Genomic DNA, 5,912 nt, shown 5'->3' with positions numbered 1-5,912 from the left:
TCCGTCATGTGGACGACCCGAAGGCATGGATCAAGCACCACCAAGCCGTCGCCCACATGCTCCAGGCAGGGCACCAGAGCGGCCATTTCCCACAAGACTCGGTCCTCAGCCCGTCGCGGCTGCGCTCGGCGCTCGCTGCTTGGTGCCGGTCTGTCAGGCGCCAGGGATGGGAAAATTATTTGTTTTTGCGAGGGCATGGTCCGAAGTTTAGGCTCTCTGGGAACTCAGTAGGTCAAGTGAGCCTTTAAAAACAGCACTATAGAGCGTTTACACAAGAAGAAAATGGCTCTATGAAATTACTATGAATTACGGTGACAGTTTACTAAATACAGTAATTACGGGTTGCGTTCAACGCCTATCCGCATTCAGTGCACTTAGTAAACTGTCACTGTAACTTTGGGGGGGATATGCCGTTGCAGGTCAATTTTCTTGATAATGGCCATTTCGCTATTTCGGTATCAAGATTATGCACTCAGTATGCAGAAGCGAAAGCCTTTAGAGGGCAGCCTAGACATTTCGCGCTTCGATACGGGTGATTTGGTCGAAAGCAGCTAGCTTCGCCAAATCCATTGTGTTGTAGTTTCTCCTGGCATGATAGACGTTGGAGGTCCCTTCCACGCTAACGGTTGCCGCCCAGCCTCCTCCTCGCTCATATACAGTGACCCTGTATCCATCGGTGCTGAGCCAAGGATTTCCTTTTTGGGAAATCTTCCACTTTCGAGTTAGCCAGCGCTTGCGCTTCGAAGCGCGGTTTTTCATGGAAGTTTCGCGGGCTCTGGCGCCGATGAGGTCGCCCTCCATGTGTCCCGCACAAATGCATCCAACTTCAAGCACTTCGCTGTAATCGGGATGCTGCATGTGGTGCACGTAGCGAATCGCTTGGGATTCACACATCTGGCATGTAATCTGCAGTTCGCCTAAATCTTCGATGTCTACGCATTGCCAACCTTTGTGGGGCACGCCGGCTTGTGACCACTTACCGCGACCGGCGGCGACGAGCTTTTCTTCTTGTTTGAGCGTACCCATTTTGCGATGAACGGCCCTGTTGACCGGGTGATTTATAGCCCAACGACAGCTTAGCCCGACCGAAACTGCGCTGGCACGAAGCCGAGGATGCGGCGTGGATCTCGGCGCGCGGTTTCGGGTCGGGCTGAAGCGCTTGTTGGGCCTATGTTGCACAATGTCTCATCTAATTGGCAGCTAGGAAAGAAAATTGCCGAACTGCTGGAACTCGATCCGCAGCCCGGCTTACTGCCAGAATTAGTGAACCCAATAAATACGCCCCGACAACTACGTTTAGACCTGGAACGGCCATCGCAGTCAATAATGCACCATATTTTCCCGCCTTCAGCCCCAAGGTTTTCAACGTCATCGACTTGAACTCTTCTAATGATAGTTGGCCAGTTCGATACCTTCTCCAAAGCTCAAACACGATAATTCCAGCAGACGCTGCCACAAAAGGAGGAAAATATTCGCAAAGTGACTGATCTCCACTGAATTGAAGATCAATCATAGTATCAACGAAATCTTCAACTCTCACCGTCAGTTCCTCGTTCGAAAAGCCAGAACTCGGGAGATACATCTTTTCAGAGAGTTCTTCTGTCACGAATATTTCAGTATCCCCGTTCGAGTCAAGCCATGTATTTATTTAGCTTGCATCGTCAGTAGCTTTGAGTTGAATTGACCACATTTCGCCAGTGGACTCATCCATGGCCTTGATCAAAAATCCGCCCAAAACCGAGCGCTGAACTCGGCCTTTGGTGTCGAAGAGGTTGGCAGGACCTCGGAACTTTCATACCCTTGGAAGTGCAAACTAACCCAGGGTAGTCAACAATGTCCGAAGATCCTGCCGCAACTGACTTTAGCCCAGCTGCCAGGCGTTCGCCACCCGGCCGAGCCTGGCCGGCGAGCGGCGGGGTACGGTGAAGCACCGCACCCGCTTGGAGCGGGCGGAGCAACTCGGGCTCGCCGCTGGCCAGTTGGCGCAGGGACACCCGCTGCGGCAGGTGGCAGCGGAGTTGGGGGTGGCGCGCAGTACGCTGCGCGGCTGGCGCGCGGCGGCGCCGTTGGCGGGGCTTGCTCGCGGAGGTGGCGGCGTGCCTGGCGACCCCGGCGGGGGCGCAGTGGCTGCACCAACTGGTGGTGGTGATGCATTTGATCATCACCCGGCGGGCCGGCGCCGGGGTGCGGCTGGTGTGTGAGTTCTTGGAGTTGAGCGGGTTGTCGGCGGTCGTCGGGGCCTCCTACGGCCGCCAGTACGCGCTGACGGTGCAGCTGCAGGAGGCCGTGGCCACGCAGGCGCAGCAACAGCGGGTCGCCCTCGCCGTCGGCATGCCGGCGCAGGAGTTGACGGTCGCTGAGGATGAAACCTTTCACCCCGACGTCTGCCTGGTCGCCATCGAGCCGGTGTCGAATTTCATTCTGCTGGAACAGTACGCGCCCGATCGCACGGCGGCGACCTGGACGCAGGCCCTGGAGACGGCGCTGGCGGGGATGCCGGTGACCGTGATCCAAGGCACCAGTGATGAAGCCAAGGCGTTACGCCACCACCATGAGCAAGACCTCCGCGCCCAGCATTCCCCAGACCTATTCCATGCTCAGCATGCGGTGTCCAAGGGGACCAGTCTGCACCTGGCCCGCCAGGTCAGGCAGGCCAGCGCCGCCGTCGCCGCGGCCCAGGCGCTGGTGGACGCGGCGCGCGCCGCGCAACGGGCGTATGACGCGCAGGTCCCCCGCGCGCGGCCGACCACCGGCCTTCGCGGCCCGCAGCGACGCTGCCCTGACCGAACTGGTCGCGGCCGAAGCCGAACAGACCCAGGCCCTGGCCCGACAAACGCAAGCCCGTGAGCAAAGCCGTGAACTGGGCATCCTGTATCACCCCTACGACCTGGAGCGCGGCCAGGTGCAGTCCGTGGCGAAGGTCGCCGCCCGCTTCGCCGATGTGTGGGCGCGTCTGGCGCGCCTCGCCGACGCGGCCGACTTGCCCGCGCGCGCCCGCGAACACCTCGCCAAGGCGCAGCGCCTGACCGTGCCGTGGTTGGCCACCCTGGCGTTCTTCTGGGCGCGCGTCCAGACCCGGGTCGACGCCCTGGACCTGGCACCCGACGTGGAGGAGGCGGTCCTGACCCAGTTGATCCCGGCCCTCTACCTGGAGCGGGTCGCGGGGCGCAGCACCCACGCCGACACCCGCCATCGACTCACGGCGCTGAGCGCACAGTTGCTCGAACCCTTGCGCCAACCGGCGCACCCGCTGCAAGCCCTGGCGCCCGCGCGCCGCGCACAGATCGAGACGGTCGCCGGGGGCTGTGCCGATCTGTTCCAGCGCAGTAGCTCGTGTGTGGAAGGGCGCAACGGCCACCTGTCGCGTTATCATCACGGCAGTCACCGCCTCAGCGACCGCAAGCTGGCGGCCCTGACGGCCATCCACAACTATTATGTCCGCCGCCCCGACGGCACCACCGCCGCCGAGCGCTTCTTCGGGCGGGCTCACCCGGTGCTGTTCGACCACGTGCTGGCGCACGTCGATCTGCCGCCGCCAGCGCGGCGGCGGCGACCGCGACCGGTCAAGCGGCCGACGCTGACGCTGGTGGCGGCGTGACGGGGGTGGGCGGAGTTATGATCAAGGCCGGCAGCGACCTGGATCGCCTCTCCTGGTGCGCGATCATCTCCCAGACGCCCGGTTGGCGAAATACCTGTCTTAAGACGCGGTTTGCAATCCCGTCCCAGGATATGGTTCGGTCCGCTCGGCATACCCCGACGGCGCGGCCGAGCAGCGGGTTGGAAGTGTTGCGGGGGCGGATGCCCCGCCAAGCCCTAAAATTTTGGTCCTCTGGGGAGGACCGCACCGTCACAGCCCAGCCGATGTCGCGCAGCGGCGGCGCGCGCCAAGCAGATCTGACTGCACGAAAAAGGCAGGCCGGACGACCTGCCTTCGGTGGCGGGACCGCGATCCCGGCGGTCCCGCCTGGCGTGCCTCGCCTGTTCAGCCCTGCCTGGACTGGCGGCGGTATCCCACCCCAGCGATACCCATCAGGGCCGAACCGAAGAGCCAGGCGGCTGCCGGGAGAGGGACAGGGCTCGGAATTTCAGGGCCTTTAAAATTGAAGTTCCACGAGGGTCGCTCCTGGGCGGTACCGAGCGTATTGAACGTCAGGTCACCTGTAATGAGGATCGACGTAAGCGGGTTGCCGGAAATATCTTTGAAAAAGGTTTCAGCGAAAGTACCCGTTGGCGAGATGCTGCCCTGAATGCTGCCATTGATGACTAAATTAGCCACTTGTGATCGCGCGGTGCTATTGCTCTCATTGCCGGAAATCGACAGGTAGTTGAAGCCGTAACCGACGTAGTTCGCTTGGGTATTAAAGACACTTCTCACGATGGACTCGCCCGCCCCGAAATCATTGCTGCGGTTGAAGTCAACAGCCAAGGCAAGGGCTCCAGTCAAACCATCAAACGACACCTGAAATTTATATGGATTGTTGAGGGTCCATACAGGTGCTCCGCGTGGATTAAGCTGGGGGGTTTGCCCAAATGGGTCATTGTCGAAGATTGAAGCCTCGAAACCTGTAGCGCCCCACCGAATGCGCGCGCCGATATCAGTGGGACTGCTCGGATTAACGGTCGTTACAATGACAGCATTGGCCTGCGCGCCAAGAAGCATCGCGATTGCCCCCAGAAGGGTGAGGCTTGACTTGCGAACCATAGATCTTCTCCGGTATGAGTAAAAGGACGCGGGAGGCACTTGGGCGTTGGGGATGTGCGTCGCTTTAAATTCTAGGCAAGATCTATGCCGTACTTGAAGTTTCATGTTTATCGGTAGCTTATGTCGCGAAGACCGCAGAGGAATCGGGCAACCTGTCACAGATCTGTGACAACCATCTCCCCCCCAATATCAACAAGTCGGCGCCCAGGCCACAAAGCCATTGCAATCTAACAAAATTTTGACAGGGTTCGGGATAATCCCCGCTGTAAGAAATTTTGACTTCCCGGCGGGACGGGGCGACCGCACCGTCCAGCCCGGAGGCCGCAGCCTGAAATGCCGACGGTATTAGTCTGGGTCGAGCAGGGTATCGGTCTTAACGCAGACCGCGGCACGCTGCAACGAGCCTGCCAGCGCGTCCCGATCAGCACAGGTGACGATGTCGCGGCGGGTGCGCTCGTCGATCGCCAGACCGCGGCTGTCGAGGACCTGCAAGATGGCCGCGCGCAGGCCGTCAAGCTCGCCCTCAATCTTGCCTTCGATCTTGCCCTCGATCTTTCCGGCCACCGCCCCCGCCGTGCGCACCGCCTCCAGGCTGGCATAGCCGCGGCGTTGCAGCAGATTGCGCAGGGCCGCTTCATGAGCGGCCTCCGGGTCGAAGAGTGCCGCCACCGGGACCGCGTTGCGCAGGATGCCGGGCGCCTCCAACAGGTCGCCGGGGACCCGGACCTCGGAGACGACATCGCCCGCGGCGGTGGGGCGGTAGACCTCGACCCGGCGCGGCCCGGTGAGGCGCACCACCCAGATCAGGCGGGTGCCGGCGGCAAAGAACTCGCGGATCTTGACCGCCAGGTCCGCCTCGCCCTGACCCGTGTCGGCATATTCCACCGCGAGCGGCGGCGCCCCGGCCACCCAGCCGGGGGCGTCGGGGACATTGCCGACGGCCAGATCCGGGGCACGCAGGGTATGGGCATCGGCAGCGTAGCCGGTATCCACCCCGGCCGACTCAACCGCGGGGTCTGGGACCGGGGTCAGGTCTTGCAATCACGCATTCTTCACGAGACCAAGGAGACGCCGATTAAGTGCTGGATTTCAAGACCTGACCCCATCCCTCCCGATGGATTCATCAAGACCCTGATGGCACGCAAAGATGAAATTTGCAATTACTTTGTTGGACGACATAACAGTGGATTTGTGGAGGGATTAAACAATA

Annotated in this window: 6 protein-coding genes; 2 read left to right on the top strand and 4 right to left on the bottom strand. The window is 60.9% G+C overall.

Features of this window, described 5'->3' with window-relative positions; translation table 11 throughout:
• Positions 1-507: 507 nt before the first annotated feature.
• Both QZY03_RS17020 and QZY03_RS17015 read right to left on the bottom strand, forming a co-directional pair.
• Positions 508-1,026: a hypothetical protein gene (locus QZY03_RS17020; protein WP_295583134.1), complete on the bottom strand. Its 519-nt coding sequence runs from the start codon at positions 1,024-1,026 to the stop codon at positions 508-510.
• A gap of 163 nt (positions 1,027-1,189) precedes the next feature.
• The gene (locus QZY03_RS17015) at positions 1,190-1,606 is read right to left on the bottom strand and encodes a hypothetical protein (protein WP_295583132.1); all 417 of its coding nucleotides are present in this window, start codon (positions 1,604-1,606) and stop codon (positions 1,190-1,192) included.
• 316 nt (positions 1,607-1,922) lie between these two features.
• Between QZY03_RS17015 and QZY03_RS17010 the strand changes: the two genes are divergently transcribed.
• The gene (locus QZY03_RS17010) at positions 1,923-2,201 is read left to right on the top strand and encodes a helix-turn-helix domain-containing protein (RefSeq protein ID WP_295583130.1); all 279 of its coding nucleotides are present in this window, start codon (positions 1,923-1,925) and stop codon (positions 2,199-2,201) included.
• 515 nt (positions 2,202-2,716) lie between these two features.
• The gene (locus QZY03_RS17005; RefSeq protein WP_295583128.1) at positions 2,717-3,598 is read left to right on the top strand and encodes a DUF6399 domain-containing protein; all 882 of its coding nucleotides are present in this window, start codon (positions 2,717-2,719) and stop codon (positions 3,596-3,598) included.
• A gap of 384 nt (positions 3,599-3,982) precedes the next feature.
• On the opposite strand, the gene QZY03_RS17000 is transcribed toward QZY03_RS17005, so the two are convergent.
• Positions 3,983-4,702 carry a VPLPA-CTERM sorting domain-containing protein gene (locus tag QZY03_RS17000; protein WP_295583126.1) on the bottom strand — a complete coding sequence of 240 codons (720 nt, stop codon included), beginning with the start codon at positions 4,700-4,702 and terminating at the stop codon, positions 3,983-3,985.
• Between the two features lie 345 nt (positions 4,703-5,047).
• Entirely contained in the window at positions 5,048-5,743 is a 696-nt protein-coding gene (locus tag QZY03_RS16995) for a Uma2 family endonuclease (protein WP_295583124.1), read from the bottom strand.
• Between the last annotated feature and the right edge of the window lie 169 nt (positions 5,744-5,912).

It is taken from the genome of uncultured Lamprocystis sp., assembly GCF_903933125.1.
In the GTDB taxonomy this organism is placed as follows: Bacteria; Pseudomonadota; Gammaproteobacteria; order Chromatiales; family Chromatiaceae; genus Thiodictyon.
Note: the sequence above shows the minus strand (reverse complement) of the source record. Positions and strands in the feature narration are given on the sequence as shown.

Bases quoted from the DNA above. Each gene is read 5' to 3' on its own strand.
- QZY03_RS17000 (WP_295583126.1), bottom strand. From the start codon at position 4,702: ATGGTTCGCAAGTCAAGCCTCACCCTTCTGGGGGCAATCGCGATGCTT.
- QZY03_RS17005 (WP_295583128.1), top strand. From the start codon at position 2,717: ATGACGCGCAGGTCCCCCGCGCGCGGCCGACCACCGGCCTTCGCGGCC.
- QZY03_RS17020 (WP_295583134.1), bottom strand. From the start codon at position 1,026: ATGGGTACGCTCAAACAAGAAGAAAAGCTCGTCGCCGCCGGTCGCGGT.